Origin of the sequence: Thioalkalivibrio sulfidiphilus HL-EbGr7 (assembly GCF_000021985.1) — a bacterium.
In the GTDB taxonomy this organism is placed as follows: domain Bacteria; phylum Pseudomonadota; class Gammaproteobacteria; order Ectothiorhodospirales; family Ectothiorhodospiraceae; genus Thioalkalivibrio_A; species Thioalkalivibrio_A sulfidiphilus.
Genome location: NC_011901.1, coordinates 3,172,636 through 3,189,046 on the forward strand (window position 1 = coordinate 3,172,636; position 16,411 = coordinate 3,189,046).

Annotated in this window: 11 protein-coding genes and 1 tRNA gene; 11 read left to right on the forward strand and 1 reads right to left on the reverse strand. The window is 65.6% G+C overall.

Going from position 1 to position 16,411, the window contains the following annotated elements; genetic code table 11:
• Positions 1-47 precede the first annotated feature (47 nt).
• The 11 genes from TGR7_RS15195 to TGR7_RS15245 all read left to right on the forward strand — a co-directional run bounded on the left by TGR7_RS15195 (position 48) and on the right by TGR7_RS15245 (position 15,299).
• A complete protein-coding gene (locus TGR7_RS15195) occupies positions 48-1,205 on the forward strand; it encodes a deoxyguanosinetriphosphate triphosphohydrolase (RefSeq protein ID WP_012639563.1) in 1,158 nt (385 codons plus the stop codon).
• Positions 1,202-2,722, forward strand: coding sequence for an AAA family ATPase (locus tag TGR7_RS15200; protein ID WP_012639564.1), 1,521 nt, complete (start codon positions 1,202-1,204; stop codon positions 2,720-2,722). Before TGR7_RS15195 ends, TGR7_RS15200 begins: the two co-directional genes overlap by 4 nt.
• A 255-nt stretch (positions 2,723-2,977) precedes the next feature.
• Complete coding sequence (gltB, locus tag TGR7_RS15205; RefSeq protein WP_012639565.1) at positions 2,978-7,435, forward strand: glutamate synthase large subunit; 4,458 nt, start codon at positions 2,978-2,980, stop codon at positions 7,433-7,435.
• 77 nt (positions 7,436-7,512) lie between these two features.
• Positions 7,513-8,886 carry a DNA primase gene (gene dnaG, locus TGR7_RS15210; RefSeq protein WP_081434300.1) on the forward strand — a complete coding sequence of 458 codons (1,374 nt, stop codon included), beginning with the start codon at positions 7,513-7,515 and terminating at the stop codon, positions 8,884-8,886.
• On the forward strand, positions 8,883-9,296 hold the full coding sequence (locus TGR7_RS17310) for a hypothetical protein (protein WP_081434301.1): 414 nt from the start codon (positions 8,883-8,885) through the stop codon (positions 9,294-9,296). Before dnaG ends, TGR7_RS17310 begins: the two co-directional genes overlap by 4 nt.
• 89 nt (positions 9,297-9,385) lie before the next feature.
• Positions 9,386-11,245, forward strand: a complete 1,860-nt coding sequence (gene rpoD / locus TGR7_RS15220) for an RNA polymerase sigma factor RpoD (RefSeq protein ID WP_012639566.1) — start codon at positions 9,386-9,388, stop codon at positions 11,243-11,245.
• Between the two features lie 81 nt (positions 11,246-11,326).
• Positions 11,327-11,403 (forward strand) — tRNA-Ile (locus tag TGR7_RS15225).
• A gap of 185 nt (positions 11,404-11,588) precedes the next feature.
• Positions 11,589-12,149 carry a HEAT repeat domain-containing protein gene (locus tag TGR7_RS15230; RefSeq protein WP_012639567.1) on the forward strand — a complete coding sequence of 187 codons (561 nt, stop codon included), beginning with the start codon at positions 11,589-11,591 and terminating at the stop codon, positions 12,147-12,149.
• 128 nt (positions 12,150-12,277) lie between these two features.
• A complete protein-coding gene (locus TGR7_RS15235; RefSeq protein ID WP_041442031.1) occupies positions 12,278-12,664 on the forward strand; it encodes a hypothetical protein in 387 nt (128 codons plus the stop codon).
• Between the two features lie 183 nt (positions 12,665-12,847).
• Entirely contained in the window at positions 12,848-14,560 is a 1,713-nt protein-coding gene (locus TGR7_RS16870; protein ID WP_012639569.1) for a hypothetical protein, read from the forward strand.
• 49 nt (positions 14,561-14,609) lie between these two features.
• On the forward strand, positions 14,610-15,299 hold the full coding sequence (locus TGR7_RS15245) for a hypothetical protein (protein WP_012639570.1): 690 nt from the start codon (positions 14,610-14,612) through the stop codon (positions 15,297-15,299).
• Positions 15,300-15,650: 351 nt separating this feature from the next.
• On the opposite strand, the gene TGR7_RS15250 is transcribed toward TGR7_RS15245, so the two are convergent.
• Positions 15,651-16,376, reverse strand: a complete 726-nt coding sequence (locus TGR7_RS15250) for an alpha/beta fold hydrolase (protein WP_245523000.1) — start codon at positions 16,374-16,376, stop codon at positions 15,651-15,653.
• Between the last annotated feature and the right edge of the window lie 35 nt (positions 16,377-16,411).

Here is a 16,411-nt window from a genome sequence, read left to right on the forward strand (position 1 = left end):
AGTGCGAAATTCTTCCCACCTCCCACTTCCTACTTCTCACTTCCCACATGGATGACAGGACCCTCGCCCCCTACGCCGCCAGCGACGCCACCAGCCGAGGGCGTCGCCATCCGGAACCCCCGCCCCAGTACCGCAGCGAATACCAGCGCGACCGGGACCGCATCATTCACTCCACCGCCTTCCGCCGTCTGGAATACAAGACCCAGGTATTCGTCAATCATGAGGGCGACCTGTTCCGCACCCGCCTGACCCACTCCCTGGAAGTGGCGCAGATCGCCCGCTCCATCGCCCGGGTACTGCATCTGAACGAGGACCTTACCGAGGCCATCGCCCTGGCCCACGACATGGGGCACACACCCTTCGGCCACGCGGGTCAGGACGCGCTCAACACGTGCATGGCCGACTACGGCGGCTTCGAGCACAACCTCCAGTCCCTGCGCGTGGTGGACGAACTGGAACGGCGCTATGCCAGTTTCGATGGACTGAATCTCACCTTCGAGACCCGCGAGGGTATTCTCAAGCACTGCAACCTGCGCATCGCGTACACCCTGGGCGACGTGGGCGAACGCTTCATCCACAAACGCGAGCCAGGTCTCGAGGCCCAGCTCACCAACCTGGCCGACGAGATCGCCTACAACAACCATGACGTGGATGATGGCCTGCGCGCCGGACTCATCACGCTCGAGCAGCTGCTCGACACCCGACTGTTCCGGCGCCAGTACGATGCGGTGAATCGCGAACACCCCGCCCTGGACGCCAAGCGCCTGCGCCACGAGATCATCCGGCGCATGATCAATGAACTGGTCGGCGACCTGGTCAACACCAGCCGCGCGCGCATCGAGGCCGCCTCACCGAAGAGCCCCGATGAAGTGCGCCTGCAGGCCGAGGCATTGATCGGCTTCAGTCCACAAATGCGCGCCGACAGCCTTGAACTCAAGCGCTTCCTGCGCGAGCATCTGTACCGCCACGAACGGGTCCGGCACATGACCGGCAAGGCCGCCGAACTGATCCGGCGCCTGTTCACCGCCTACCTGGAGGACATCGCTCTGCTGCCCCCCGAACACCAGCAAGAGGTCAGCCGCAGGGCCGAGTCCCACGGACAGGCAGGCCGCGCCCGGGCCGTGGCCGACTACATCGCCGGCATGACCGACCGCTTTGCCATCGCCGAACACGCCCGCCTGTTCCATCCCGAGACCCTGACATGACGCAGTCCGCCGAGTCGATTCACACCGCGCCCCTTCCCATGGACTGCCTGCTGCGGCACGGGCTGGAACAACAGCCCTTCGACGCCGTCGCCGGCGACACCTTCCTCTACACCGACCCGGCCCTGGACATGCCCCTGGGTGTGCTGCTCGACCACCTGCACAAGGACGACAACCTGCTGGTGTTCAAGGGTGACCTGGGCGCCGGCAAGAGCACCCAGCTGCTGCGTCTGCTCTCCCGGAGCGCCGAGACCCTGGACTTCTGCGCCTTCAAGGCCCGCCCGGGCACCAGCTTCGCTGCCATCGACTACACCATCCGCCAGTTCTGGGGCGAACGCACCGACTCCGACGAGGAGACACCCCTGGCCGAAATGCTGTGTGCCATCGCGCAGGGTAGCAAGCGGCCGGTGCTGGTCATCGACGACGCCCACCACATCGAATCCGGCGCGCTGGCCGAACTGCTCAAGCTGCGCCGCCAGACCCACACCCTGTGCGATCACGCGCCGGGCATCCTGCTGGTGGGTGAGCCGCGCCTGGAACTGCTGCTGGAACAGGCCAACGCCGGCGACCAGCCCAGCGAGGCTCACATCAGCGTGCAACTACGCCCCCTGACCCGCGAGCAGACCGAGGCCTACCTGCGCCACCGGCTCCAGGTGGCCGGCGCCGACAACCCGGACATGCTGTCCGGCGAGCAGGCCCAGGCGATCCACCTGGAAAGCGGCGGACTGCCCCTGAGCATCAATGCCGCCGCCAACCGCGCCCTCCTGCAGCTGGGCGCGACGGGCACCGCAGGCGCCGGCCCGATGGCGCAGACAGCCGCGACGCCGCCGTGGAAGCAGCGCTGGTTCGTGCCGGCGGTGGCCGCCGTGGTGCTGGTGGGCATGGTCATCACCGTCATCAACATCCTCGGCTCCGACGGCGACGACGCCCTGGAGACCCGGGAACTGCTGGTACTGCCCGAACCCCGCCCCCTGGTAACGCCCCCGCCGCCGCCCGCACTGCCCGAACCGCCCATTGAGGAACCCGCCCCGATGGCCGAACCGGAGCCGGAATCCGTCCCGCCCCCGGTCGCGGAAGCAACGCCCGAAGCCCCTGCCAGCGCACCGCTGCAGCCCGCACCGCAGACGCCACCTTCCAGCCCCCCCGCAGCCCCGGCACCGCCCCCCGCCGCGCCTGCCCCTGCCGCGCCTGCTCCGGCACCGGCCCCCAGGCCCACCGGCCTGCTGGATGCCACCTGGCTACGCGAACAGCCCGCCGGCCGCTACACCATCCAGGTCCTCGGCCTGAGCGAGCTGCAGGCCCTGCGCAACTATGCCCGGGATCAGGCCCTGCAAGGCGATGTGGCCTGGTTCCGCACCCAGCGCAACGGCGCCGACTGGTATGTGCTGGTGGTGGGCAGCTACCCCGACGCCGACGCCGCGCGGGCCGCCATCGCCACCCTCCCCGCGGAGGTGCGCCGCAACCAGCCCTGGGTACGCACGTTCGGCTCCATCCAGCAGGCGATGTCCCAGGCCCGCTGACGCAGGCCTGGGACAGTGGCAAGTCTCAAGTGGCGAGTGGCAAGGAAACGCAGAAAGCCTGATAGATTTGTGGTTTTTCCTTGCCACTAACCACTCGCCACTTGCTACTTATTTGAACCACCCCCTTCGCCCCTCTATACTGTCGATCCTTTTGGCCGTGGCTTTTTGAGCCGGCCTCTCGAAACAGTCGAAATCCGTCATCCCGGGGCTTTTGCATCCCGGGATACGCGCGTGGGAGATCCATCGGTGACCAACATGAGCGCAACCCCTGGCGGTCTGTACCGCCCCGAGTTCGAACGCGACAACTGCGGCTTCGGCCTGATCGCGCACATGGACGACAAGCCCAGCCACTGGGTGGTGGATACCGCCATCAAGGCCCTGGCCCGCCTGACCCACCGTGGTGCCATCGCCGCCGACGGCAAGACCGGTGACGGCTGCGGCCTGCTGATGAAGAAACCCGATACCTTCCTGCGCGAGATCGCCCGGGAGGCGGGCTTTGAACTGGGCGGCCAGTACGCCACCGGCATCGTGTTCCTGAACACCGACCCCGCCCTGGCCCAAACCGCCCGGGACACCCTGAACCGGAATCTCGAGGCCGAGGGCCTGGGCGTGGCCGGCTGGCGCGTGGTGCCCACCGACCAGTCCGCCTGCGGCGTCGAGGCACTCAAGACCCTGCCCGTGATCGAGCAGGTGTTCGTCAATGCCGGCGCGGACATGGATGCCGCCGCCTTCGAGCGCGCCCTGTTCATCGCCCGCCGCCGCACCGAGGTCGCGCTCAAGAACGACCCGGTGTTCTACGTGCCGACCCTGTCCGCCCAGGTGGTCTCCTACAAGGGCCTGGTGATGCCGGAAAACCTGCCGGTGTTCTACCAGGACCTGAACGACCCGCGCCTGGAGACCGCCATCTGCGTGTTCCACCAGCGCTTCTCCACCAACACCTGGCCCCAGTGGCGCCTGGCCCAGCCGTTCCGTTTCCTGGCCCACAACGGCGAGATCAACACCGTGCGGGGCAACCGCAACTGGGCCCTGGCCCGGGCCCACAAGTTCGCCTCTCCGAACCTGCCCAAGCTCTCCGAGCTGCAGCCCCTGGTGAACATGGAGGGCTCCGACTCCCAGAGCCTGGACAACATGCTGGAAGTGCTGCTGGCCGGCGGCGTGGACCTGTTCCGCGCCATGCGTCTGCTGATCCCGCCGGCCTGGCAGAACGTCACCCACATGGATCCGGACCTGCGCGCCTTCTACGAATACAACTCCATGCACATGGAGCCCTGGGACGGCCCCGCCGGCATCGTGCTCACCGACGGCCGCTATGCCGCCTGCACCCTGGACCGCAACGGCCTGCGCCCGGCCCGCTACGTGATCACCGATGACCGCCACATCACCCTGGCCTCGGAGATCGGCGTGTACGACTACGACCCGGCCTCCGTGGTGGCCAAGGGCCGGCTCAAGCCGGGCCAGATGCTTGCCGTGGACACCTCCACCGGCAAGCTGCTGCTGCCCGACGAGATCGACCGCATCAACAGCCAGCGCCAGCCCTACCGGCAGTGGCTGCGCGCCCAGGCCAGGCACCTCAAGGCGCAGCTTTCCGACCAGACCCTGATGCGTGCCCCCATGGGCAGCGTGCAGCTGGACGTGTACGAAAAGCTGTTCGGCGTGTCCTTCGAGGAGCGCGACCAGGTGCTGCGCGTGCTGGCCGAGGCCGGCCAGGAGGCCGTGGGCTCCATGGGCGACGACACCCCCATGCCGGTGCTCTCGCGCACCGAGCGCTCGCTCTATGACTACTTCCGCCAGCAGTTCGCCCAGGTCACCAACCCGCCCATCGACCCGCTGCGCGAGCAGATCGTCATGTCCCTGGAGACCTGCCTGGGCCGGGAACGCAACCTGTTCGAGGAGACCCCGGAACACGCCGCGCGCCTGCTGGTGGATTCCCCGGTGCTGTCCGAAGAGAAATTCCAGGAGCTGCGCGCCCTGAACGGTGATGAATACCGTTCCACGCTCATCGACCTGAACTACGACCCCGCCCAGGGTCTCGAGGCTGCGATCCGCACCGTCTGCGACCAGGCCGTGACCGCGGTGCGCGACGGCACCGTGATCCTGGTCCTCTCTGACCGGGAGATCCGCCAGGATCGTCTGCCCATGCACGCCCTGCTGGCCACCGGCGCGGTGCACCACCGCCTGATCAGTGAAGGCCTGCGCTGCGACACCAACATCGTGGTGGAGACCGACACGGTGCGCGACCCGCACCACTTCGCCGTGCTCATCGGCTACGGCGCCACCGCCGTGTTCCCCTACCTCGCCTACGAGTCCCTGCAGGGCATGGTGGACAGCAAGGAGATCAGCGAGGTCCCCGCCGACAAGCTGGCGCAGAACTACCGCAAGGGCATCAACAAGGGCCTGTTCAAGATCATTTCCAAGATGGGTATCTCCACCATCGCCTCCTACCGTGGCGCGCAGCTGTTCGAGATCGTGGGTCTCGACGACGCGGTGGTGGACCTGTGCTTCAAGGACAGCGTGAGCCGCATCCAGGGCGCCGGCTTCGGCGACCTGGAAGACGACCAGAAGCGCCTGGCCGCCGAGGCCTGGAACCGCCGCAAGCCCCTGCGCCAGGGCGGCCTGCTCAAGTACGTGCACGGCGGCGAGTATCACGCCTACAACCCGGACGTGATCCAGACCCTGCACAAGGCGGTGCAGACCGGCGACTACAACGCCTACAAGGAATACGCCCGTCTGGTGAACGAGCGCCCGGTGACCGTGCTGCGCGACCTGTTCAAGGTGCGCGACGACATGGCCGCCATCCCGCTCGACCAGGTGGAGCCCATCGAGCAGATCCTCACCCGCTTCGATTCCGCGGGCATGAGCCTGGGCGCGCTTTCCCCCGAGGCTCACGAGGCCCTGGCCATCGCCATGAACCGTCTGGGCGGGCGCTCCAACTCCGGCGAGGGCGGCGAGGCCGTGGAGCGCTACGGCACCGAGCGCATGTCCAAGATCAAGCAGGTGGCCTCCGGCCGCTTCGGCGTCACGCCCCACTACCTGGTCAACGCCGAGGTGCTGCAGATCAAGATCGCCCAGGGCGCCAAGCCCGGCGAGGGCGGCCAGCTGCCCGGCCACAAGGTGAACAACATGATCGCCGAGCTGCGCTACTCCAGCCCGGGTGTTGCGCTCATCTCGCCGCCGCCGCACCACGACATCTACTCCATCGAGGACCTGGCGCAGCTGATCTTCGACCTGAAGCAGGTCAACCCCAAGGCCCTGGTGTCCGTGAAGCTGGTCTCAGAGGCCGGTGTCGGCACCGTGGCCGCGGGCGTGGCCAAGGCCTATGCGGACCTGATCACCATCTCCGGTTACGACGGCGGCACCGGCGCGAGCCCGCTCACCTCGGTGAAGTACGCCGGCACCCCCTGGGAGCTGGGCCTGTCCGAGGCCCAGGTAACCCTGCGCGCCAATGACCTGCGCGACAAGGTGCGCCTGCAGACCGACGGCGGTCTCAAGACCGGCCTGGACGTGATCAAGGCGGCCATCCTCGGCGCCGAGAGCTTCGGCTTCGGCACCGGCCCCATGGTGGCCCTGGGCTGCAAGTACCTGCGCATCTGCCACCTGAACAACTGCGCCACCGGCGTGGCCACTCAGGACAACGTGCTGCGCATGAACCACTTCATCGGCCTGCCCGAGATGGTCATGCACTACTTCCAGTTCGTGGCCCGGGAGACCCGGGAGTGGATGGCCTCGCTGGGGGTGAAGTCGCTGACCGACCTGATCGGGCGCACCGATCTGCTGGAGCGCCTGCCCGGCGAGACCGGCAAGCAGCAGGGCCTGAACCTGGACGCCATCCTCTCCGACGGCGGCGTGCCGGCGGACAAGCCGCGCTTCTGCGTGGAGCCCCACAACGCGCCCTTCGACAAGGGCGAGCTGGCCGAGCAGATGGTGGCCGACATGCTGTCCGCCATCGAAGGCAAGGCCGGCGGCGAGTTCAGCTACGAGATCCGCAACACCCAGCGCTCCATCGGTGCCCGGGTATCCGGCGAGATCGCCCTGCGACACGGCAACTACGGCATGTCCGACGCCCCCATCACCGTGCGCTTCAAGGGCACGGCGGGCCAGAGCTTCGGCGTGTGGAACGCCGGTGGCCTGCACATGGTTCTGGAAGGCGATGCCAACGACTACGTGGGCAAGGGCATGGCGGCTGGCAAGCTGGTGATCCGTCCGCCCCGGGACAGCCGCTTCAAGAGCCAGGAGACCACCATCATCGGCAACACCTGCCTGTACGGCGCCACCGGCGGCAAGCTGTTTGCCGCGGGTCTGGCCGGCGAGCGCTTCGGCGTGCGCAATTCCGGTGCCATCGCCGTAGTGGAAGGCGTGGGCGACCACGGCTGCGAATACATGACCGGCGGCGTCATGGTGGTGCTCGGCCCCACCGGCGTGAACTTCGGCGCCGGCATGACCGGCGGCTTCGCCTTCGTGCTGGACCAGGACAACGGCTTCGTGGACCGCATGAACAACGAGTTGATCGACATGCACCGGCTCGACACCGAGTACATGGAGGCCCACCGCAACTACCTGGAAGACCTGCTGCGCGAGTACGTCGCCGAGACCGAGAGCGACTGGGGCCGGGAGATCCTGGAGCACTTCGACACCTGGCTGCACCACTTCTGGCTGGTCAAGCCCAAGGCCTCGGAACTGCGCAGCCTGATCGCTAATCTCAGGCAGGCCGCCTGAGAAGTGGCTAGTCTCAAGTGGCAAGTGGCAAGGAAAGGCCTTTCCTTGCCACTTGCTACTAACCACTTGAGACTTCAATGATCCCCCAGCACTTCATCGATGAACTCCTCGCCCGCACGGACATCGTGGAGGTCATCAATGGCCGCGTCACCCTGAAGAAGCAGGGGCGCGAGTACGCCGCCTGCTGCCCCTTCCACGGGGAAAAGACCCCCTCCTTCTTCGTCAGCCCGACCAAGCAGTTCTACCACTGCTTCGGCTGCGGCGCCCACGGCACCGCCATCACCTTCCTGATGGAGCACGACAACCTCTCCTTTCCCGAGGCCATCGAGGAACTGGCGCGCCTGGCGGGCATGGAAGTGCCCCGGGAACAGGGGACGGGAGAACGGGCCGAGGATCACCGCCCCCTCTACGATGCCCTGGAAGCGGCCGCGGAACACTACGTCCGCGCCCTGCGCCACAGCCACGAGGCCGTGGACTACCTCAAGAAACGCGGCCTGACCGGCGAGATCGCCCGGGATTTTCGCCTGGGCTTTGCCGAGGACCGCTGGGACGGACTCATCTCGACCCTCTCCCCCCGCTTCGACGACAAGACCCTGATCGAGGCGGGGCTCGCCATCCGCAAGGAAGGCGGCCAGGTCTACGACCGTTTCCGGGGCCGCATCATGTTCCCCATCCGGGACACCCGCGGCCGGGTCATCGGCTTCGGTGGCCGCATCCTGGGCCAGGGCGAACCCAAGTACCTCAACTCCCCGGAAACCCCCGTATTCCACAAGGGCCAGCAACTCTACGGCCTGTTCGAGGCCCGCAAGGCCGCCACCCGGCTGGAACAACTGCTGGTGGTGGAGGGCTACATGGACGTGATCGCGCTGGCCCAGCACGGCATCACCCACGCCGTGGCGACCCTGGGCACGTCAACCACCCGGGATCACCTGGAGCGGCTGTTCCGGGTCGTGCCCCGGCTGGTGTTCTGTTTCGACGGCGACGCCGCCGGACGCAAGGCCGCCTGGCGGGCCCTGGAACAGGCCCTGCCGGTGATGCGCGACGGCCGCGAGGCCGCCTTCCTATTCCTGCCCGAGGGGGAGGACCCGGACACCCTGGTGCGCACACTGGGCGCCGAGGGCTTCCGGGAACGGGAGGCGACGGCCCAGGCCCTCTCCGACACCTTCCTGGACGGACTCAAGGCCCGCTACGACGCCCACACCCGGGAGGGCCGTGCCCCGGCTGGGGCTCGGAAGGCGCGAAACTCCTCAGGGCCATGCCCCGAGGGCCTGCTCAAGACCCAGCTGGTCAACGATCTCGCCCGACTCTGCGCCGTCTCCCCGGAGCAGTTCGCCCGCCAGACCGAGGCCCCACGCCGGCCACGACCAGCCGCCGCCGAGCGCGGTCGATCAGCCCGTAGCGCGGCCCGGGCGAAGGCCCCGCAGCCGCCGGGACGCAACGCCTGGCCATGACCCCGGCCCGCTTGGCCCTGGCCCTGCTGGTCCGCGAACCGGGCCTGGCGGCCGGGCTCGAGGACTGGGACTACCTGGCCGCGAGCCCCGTGCCCGGGGCCAGATTGCTGGCCCAGGTCATTGAAACTCTGCGGGCGAGCCCCCATCTAACCACGGCAGGCCTCCTGGAACGCTGGCGGGACAGCGACGAGGGGCGGTTTCTACTAAAATTGGCACAGTGGCAACCGCCCGACGCCGAGGACGCCCCGCCCGCCCGCATGCTGAGCGACGCCCTGACCCGCCTCCGACACCTGCACGACGAACAGCGCGCCTCCGAGTTGCTGGAAAAGGCCTCGGCGGCAGACCTGAGTGCGGCTGAGAAGGAGGAACTCAAGCGCCTGCTCTCGGCCCGTCACGGTGTCGGCCCCTAACGGGGCCCAGAATATGGAAGCGAACCCCTATCCCTGCTAAACTAGGGGGTTCGCTTCGCCCTGACCATTTTTCAGTCTCGAGTATGTCCATGGATCACGCAGAACAGCAGTCACGCCTCAAAGAGCTCATCGCCAAGGGCAAGGAGCAGGGCTTCCTGACCTACGCCGAGGTCAACGATCACCTGCCCGACACCATCGTCGATCCGGAGCAGATCGAAGACATCATCGCCATGATCAACGACATGGGGATCGCGGTGCATGAGCAGGCGCCGGACAGCGACAGCCTGATCCTCTCCGACAGCACCGTCTCCACCGACGAGGACGCCGCCGAGGAGGCCGCCGCCGCGCTGGCCTCCGTGGACAGCGAGTTCGGCCGCACCACCGACCCGGTGCGCATGTACATGCGCGAGATGGGTACCGTGGAGCTGCTGACCCGTGAAGGCGAAATCAAGATCGCCAAGCGCATCGAGGACGGCCTCGGCCAGGTGCTGTTCGCGCTCGCCCACTACCCCCAGTCCATCAGCACCCTGCTGGCCGAGTTCGACAAGGTCGAGGCCGGCGAGATGAAGCTCACCGACCTGGTGGTCAGCTTCATCGACCCCAACGCCGATGACGTGCCCGCCGTTGCCGCCAATGAGGCCGACAGCGCGGACACCGACGCCAGTGCCAGCGACGACGACAGCGATTCCGACAGCGACGACGAAGACGACGACGACACCGCCAGCGAGCCCGAGGACACCGGCCCCGATCCGGAAGAGGCCCGGGAGCGCTTTACCAAACTGCGCGCCATGTACGAAGAGGCCATGGGCTTCGCCGCCAAGAAGCACACCGCCAAGTACCGCAAGGTGCGCGAGGAGATGGCCAGCTACTTCATGGAGTTCAAGCTGCTGCCCCGCTTTGTGGACCAGTTGACCGCCGACCTGCACGAGATGGTGGAGCGCATCCGCATGCAGGAGCGCACCGTGATGGACATCTGCGTCAACCGCTGCAACATGCCGCGCAAGGAATTCATCACCGCGTTCCCCGAGAACGAGACCAACCTCAAGTGGCTGGACACCCAGACCAAGGGCAAGTCCAAGCACGCCAAGCTGCTGGCCGAGCACAAGGACGAGATCCTGCGCATCCAGAAGAAGCTGGTGGCTATCGAGGACGAGTCCAACCTCACCATCAGTGAGATCAAGGACATCAACCGCCGCATGTCCATCGGCGAGGCCAAGGCACGCCGCGCCAAGAAGGAGATGGTGGAGGCCAATCTGCGCCTGGTGATCTCCATCGCCAAGAAGTACACCAACCGCGGCCTGCAGTTCCTGGACCTGATCCAGGAGGGCAACATCGGCCTGATGAAGGCGGTGGACAAGTTCGAATACCGTCGCGGCTACAAGTTCTCCACCTACGCCACCTGGTGGATCCGGCAGGCCATCACCCGCTCCATCGCGGACCAGGCCCGCACCATCCGCATCCCGGTGCACATGATCGAGACCATCAACAAGCTCAACCGCATCAGCCGGCAGATGCTCCAGGAGATGGGTCGCGAGGCCACCCCCGAGGAACTCTCGGAACGCATGGAAATGCCCGAGGACAAGGTGCGCAAGGTGCTCAAGATCGCCAAGGAGCCCATCTCCATGGAGACCCCCATTGGCGATGACGAGGACTCCCATCTGGGCGACTTCATCGAGGACGTGAACGTCATGTCCCCCATCGAGGCCGCCACCCGCGAGGGCCTGTCCGAGGCCACCCGCGACGTGCTCGCCAGCCTCACCCCCCGGGAGGCCAAGGTGCTGCGCATGCGCTTCGGCATCGACATGAACACCGACCACACCCTGGAAGAAGTGGGCAAGCAGTTCGACGTCACCCGCGAACGCATCCGCCAGATCGAAGCCAAGGCCCTGCGCAAACTGCGCCACCCGAGCCGCTCCGAGATGCTCAGAAGCTTCCTGGATCTGGAGTAAACCCAGTTTCAAGTGGCAAGTGGCTAGTAGCAAGGAGATCTTCCTTGAGACTTGCCACTTGAGACTTGCCACTGCCTTTCCGGGCCTGTAGCTCAGTTGGTTAGAGCAGGGGACTCATAATCCCTTGGTCCTCGGTTCGAGTCCGAGCGGGCCCACCATTCATACCCCCATTCGTCACTCTGCCACGATGCGGTGACACCGTGGCATCATGGGACTCCCACCCAGCCTGGTCAGACCCCCCATGCATCCCGATCCAGAGTCACGGTCCACAGCCCCGCAAGCCCTCTTGCTGACCGGCCCCGGCTGCCCCCATTGCGCAAGCGTCCGTCAGGCACTACAAACAATGCAGTCGGAAGGCCTGCTTGGCGGGATCGAGGAGATCGATCTGAGTCAGGCGCCGCAACAGGCAGAGACCCTGGGCGCGCGCTCCGTGCCCTGGACACGCATCGGCGCCATCGAACTCTCGGGCCTGCACAGCTTGGCAGAACTGCGCCACTGGGCAGGGCTCGCCGCGCGCCCCGAGGGGCTCGACCTGCACCTGGCGGACCTGCTGGGAAACGGCCAGCGGGCGCAGGTGCTGGCCCGCACGCGGCGCGAACCGGCGCTGATCGCCCGCCTGGCCGCACTGTTGGGTGATGCCGACAGCGAACTCAGCGTGCGCATCGGCGTAATGGCCACCCTGGAGGAACTGAAAGAAGAGGGTCTTCTACAGGGCCAGGCGACGCATTTTCTCCCCCACGTCACCCACCCCGAACCGCGCGTGCGCTCAGACACCTGTTATGCCCTGACATTGATCGGTGGTGAGGACGCCCTCGCTGCGCTGCAGGCCTGCAGTGAAGATCCGGACGCGGAGGTGCGGGAGACGGCACTGGACGGGATCGAGGCGCTGACTCTGCCGAGCTGAGACGGCAATGCGCTGACAGCCCGGGTGAGTGTCACATGAGGCTGAGTCTTCAAGTCCGCATCTCGATTGGCCAAGGGGACAAATTAATATTAGCATTCTCTAATGGTTATTTGTGCGTCACACCCACCATGACCGATCACACCTCAAGGCCCGCCTGGAACGACCGACTGGTCGACATCCTGCGTTCACGGGCGACCCTCATGTTCCTGGTCGGCCTGCTGCTTGGCTGGCTGATCTTCGCGAACCATGGTGAATCCGAGACGCTGATGGTCACCGTGCACAATGACAGTCCGGTACTGATCGAGGCCATCTGGTTCGATTTCAGCCACGGGCATCGACAGTCCAGCCTCTACGAGGGACAGATCCGGTCCGGCGAGTCGCGCCTGGTCGCCCTCAATCACCCGCCGGGGGCGGGGTTCAACATGAAGGTGCGTTATGTGGACGGCATAACGCAGGAATTCTGTGCCAATCGCGGGGTCAGGGAATGGGCGCAGGAGGTACGCCTCTACCGCTGACCGACATCGGCGAGTTCGGCCACCTGCCCCGCCAAATTGCCCGCTGATCGGGCGCCCTCTGCAAAAACACCCGGCATCACCCAAATGGGTGATGCCGCGCCCCAGCCTGCCCACTAAGGTTCTCCCAAACCATTTCAATGGCCACCGGGCCCCTGATCCCGGGCAATGGAAGGAGACCGACCCATGACCTCAGGTAGAACACTGTCCGGCAACTACCCCGGACATCCCAAGGCAACGGGCATGAGCTGGCTGACGCCGGCAACGCTGCTGGTTGCAAGCCTTGCATTGGCCGGCTGCGGGGGCGGCGGCGGTAGCAGCAACCCCGCCGACCCCGTCATTTCCACCACCGCCATCGATGGCGCTGTGAGCAAGGGCCCGGTGGTCGGCGCCCAGGTGCTGCTCTACCTTGCGGGCGCGGACGGTGGGCATACGGGTGAGCCCGTGGCCGGGCCGTTTACCACGATCGCGGACGGCACCTGGGATGATGAGATCCCCGAAGAGCTGCCCCGTCCCCTCGTGGTCATCGCCACCGGCGGCAGCTATACCGACGAAGCCACCGGAGACACCGTGGAACTCGGCAGCCGCAGCCTGCGCAGCTATCTGCCGGCTGACGCCGATACGGTGGCCGTCACCCCGCTCACCGAACTGCTGGTGCGCGTGACCCAGGAGCAGATCGCCGATAGCCCTGACACGACCATCGAGAATGCGCTGGATGCGGCGAAAAACACACTGAACCAGGCCCTGGCCATCAACTTCGATCCGCTGACCACCAAGCCGCTGGACATCAACAACGCCGGTGACGGTGATCGTGACCAGCGCGCCTACACCGCCATCCTGGCGGGCCTCTCCGTACTCGCCAACAACCTGGCACCCACTGCAGACCCGTTCGAGGTGGTGCAGGCCCTGATTGATGACATGAGCGACGGCACCCTGGACGGACAGAAAGCCGGCGAGCCGGTGCCGGTGGGAGACAGCGAAGACACTCTGCCAACCACCACGACAACCGATCTGCTCATCGCCATCAACACTGCCATTGACGAAGCCGACGATTCCTCTGCCTTCGATGACGTGGCCGTGAGTGAGGACGGCGAGGGCAATCTGGTCATCTCCCCCCGTTACACCCTGGGTGGAACCGTCAGCGGTCTCCTTGGCAGCGGCCTGGTGCTGCAAGAAGGCGCTCTCGAGCTGCCCATCGAAAGTTCCGGCAGCTTCACCTTCAGCGGCTTCTTCGATGCAGAAACCAGTTACTCGGTGACCGTCCTGACCCAGCCCACCAGCCCCATGCAAACCTGCTCCGTGACGAATGGCTCTGGCGAGGTATCAGAGGATGTGACCAACATCGTTGTCAGCTGCGAGACCGACACCTTTACGGTGGGCGGCACCGTGAGCGGACTTGATGCCGAAGAAAGTCTGATCCTGCAGAACAACGGCACGGACAGCCTGCCAGTGACAAGCAACGGCGGATTCGTCTTCGACACCCCCGTACAAGACCAGGCCCCCTACAACGTCACCATCCTCACGCTGCCCGAGAGCGGTCAGATCTGCGGCGTGATCAACGGCATCGGCAATATCAACGCCGCGGCTGTCGACGACGTCGTAGTCAGTTGCGACCTGATCACCGTATCGATGGACGTCATCAATGGCTCATTCAGCTCACAGGGCAGTCAGGTGGTCGACGGCACCCTGGTACTGCTTATCCAGCCCGAACCCGGCTACGCCCTTGTCGAAGGCAGTGTCGAGGTGGTCGGCGAAGGCTGCAGCGGCGAACTGGACGGCAATCTCTACACCGTGACCCTGGGCAGCGAAGCCTGCACGGTCACCGCGGAGTTCGAAGAGGCGCCACTCGACGGTGCCACCTGGGGCAATTTCAACTGGGGTGAGGCCAACTGGCAGTAAGGCCAGCGCTTATCCGACTTATCTTGATTCCATGTAAGGAGAAGACATCATGAAACTGAAGAACATCATGCTCGCCGGCGCCATGGCCATCGCCCTCACCGGGACCGCCCAGGCTCAGGTCGCCGTACCCAACACCTTCGCCGACGGTCAGCCCGCCGTGGCCGCCGAGGTCAATGCCAACTTCTCGGCACTGGCCACGGCAATCAATGATCTGGCTGATCGCGTTACCGCCCTCGAGAGTGGCGCGGGTGATACCGGAAGCACTGGAGTTCCGGGTGTCTATCGGATCGTATCCACGCAGACCGAACTTTTCGGACAGAATATGGTTGAAGCCGGCTACGCAGAGCTGAATGGCTACGTATTGACCGGCCGACTTGTGATGAATTCCGGGGGCACGTGGTCTCTTGAGGGCAACGAGTTTGAGCACCGCTTGGCAGGTATTGGTGACGTCCAGTTCGACGTTGATCCAGATACTCAGAATGTCACAAGGTTTGGCTCTCAGGAGCTTCTCATCCAAATGAGTCCTTTAGCCGTGAATCTTAGCGGAACCTGGGCGCAGGGAGGCGATGGTAATCGCACTGTGACCCTGAGCATCGGCGAGGACGAAATACTCGACTTTAGAACCTCTGTGACTGGAGAGATCATGCTGGCACCGAATCTTGCGCGTGAGAACGAAGGTGGTTTTCAAGGCGGCCAAGCGGGTGTCGTGATTGCCATCAAGCTGTCCAACCAGCCCTGATGAGTTCGGTCTCGGATAAAGATTATCCGTACATCGTCATCCGTCGGCATTAATGATCAGTTCACGAATCAACTTTGCATCATGAAGAAGGCGCCTAGCAGGCGCCTTCTTCATTTCAATGCGCACTGATTAGAGAGCACACTTTCAGCACACCTACTCACTTCAGCACATCCATCATCCTCAGTTGGGCTCGGTTTGGGACACCCATCATCCCCCCTCACTTCAGTGGGCTCGGTTTGGGACACCCATCATCCTGGGCGGGCTCGGTTTGGGACACCCATCGGGCTCGGTTTGGGACACCCATCATCCTGGGCTGACCCAGCATCGCTGTTCGGCCCGGGGTCGGGCCTCCTACAAGGCTGCCAGAACTTCTCTGAGTTTGCGGTTGAAAGCCTCCGGCATCTCCATCTGGGGGAAATGCCCGGTGCCGGGCATGTGCCACTCGGTGACCCGACCGGCACAACGCTGCCTGGCAGGTTCGGGGATCAGGTCGCCATTGATGGCATGGACGGGGGCCTCAAGCGCACCGAACGCCGGCTCGGGGCTCCAGCGCAGCAGGTCGCGCCACAGGGGCAAGGCCCAGGCGGTGTCGGCGGCGGCCATCTCGCGCTTAAGGCGTACGCGGGTGGACTCGTCCATGGCGGAGCCCGTGGCGTTGTCCACCAGGCCCGCCATGGCGGCGGCGAAATCCTCATGGAACGGGGTCTCGATGCCCTGGGCATCAGCCTCGGAGAGATCCCCATAGGGAAGCACGAAGGTGTCCACCAGCACCACAGCACGCACTACATCGGTGCGGGCGGCCGCCTCCAGGGCCACCGTACCGCCCATGGAATGGCCTACCAGCACGGCATCCTCCGCGCCCAGGGCCTCCAGGGCCGCGGTGACATCATCGGCCAGGCCTGTCACGCTCCAGTCGGTGCGTCCCTCGCTTTCCGATTCTCCGTGACCGCTCAGGTCCAGGGCCGCCACCCGGTAGTCCCGGGCCAGATCCGCCATTTGCGGCACCCAGTAATCCCGCCGGCAGGTCCACCCGTGGATGAACAGGATGGGCTGACTGCCCTCGCCGCCCTGATCCATCACCAACTGATGGCCGGCAATGCCGGGAAAGTTTG

What these genes read in the sequence shown, in the direction of transcription:
- TGR7_RS15250 (WP_245523000.1), bottom strand. Translation starts at nt 16,376, where the DNA reads ATGGATCAGGGCGGCGAGGGCAGTCAGCCCATCCTGTTCATCCACGGG.
- TGR7_RS17310 (WP_081434301.1), top strand. Translation starts at nt 8,883, where the DNA reads ATGACCCCGGCCCGCTTGGCCCTGGCCCTGCTGGTCCGCGAACCGGGC.
- TGR7_RS16870 (WP_012639569.1), top strand. Translation starts at nt 12,848, where the DNA reads ATGACCTCAGGTAGAACACTGTCCGGCAACTACCCCGGACATCCCAAG.
- TGR7_RS15235 (WP_041442031.1), top strand. Translation starts at nt 12,278, where the DNA reads ATGACCGATCACACCTCAAGGCCCGCCTGGAACGACCGACTGGTCGAC.
- TGR7_RS15200 (WP_012639564.1), top strand. Translation starts at nt 1,202, where the DNA reads ATGACGCAGTCCGCCGAGTCGATTCACACCGCGCCCCTTCCCATGGAC.
- gltB (WP_012639565.1), top strand. Translation starts at nt 2,978, where the DNA reads ATGAGCGCAACCCCTGGCGGTCTGTACCGCCCCGAGTTCGAACGCGAC.
- TGR7_RS15230 (WP_012639567.1), top strand. Translation starts at nt 11,589, where the DNA reads ATGCAGTCGGAAGGCCTGCTTGGCGGGATCGAGGAGATCGATCTGAGT.
- TGR7_RS15245 (WP_012639570.1), top strand. Translation starts at nt 14,610, where the DNA reads ATGAAACTGAAGAACATCATGCTCGCCGGCGCCATGGCCATCGCCCTC.
- rpoD (WP_012639566.1), top strand. Translation starts at nt 9,386, where the DNA reads ATGGATCACGCAGAACAGCAGTCACGCCTCAAAGAGCTCATCGCCAAG.
- TGR7_RS15195 (WP_012639563.1), top strand. Translation starts at nt 48, where the DNA reads ATGGATGACAGGACCCTCGCCCCCTACGCCGCCAGCGACGCCACCAGC.
- dnaG (WP_081434300.1), top strand. Translation starts at nt 7,513, where the DNA reads ATGATCCCCCAGCACTTCATCGATGAACTCCTCGCCCGCACGGACATC.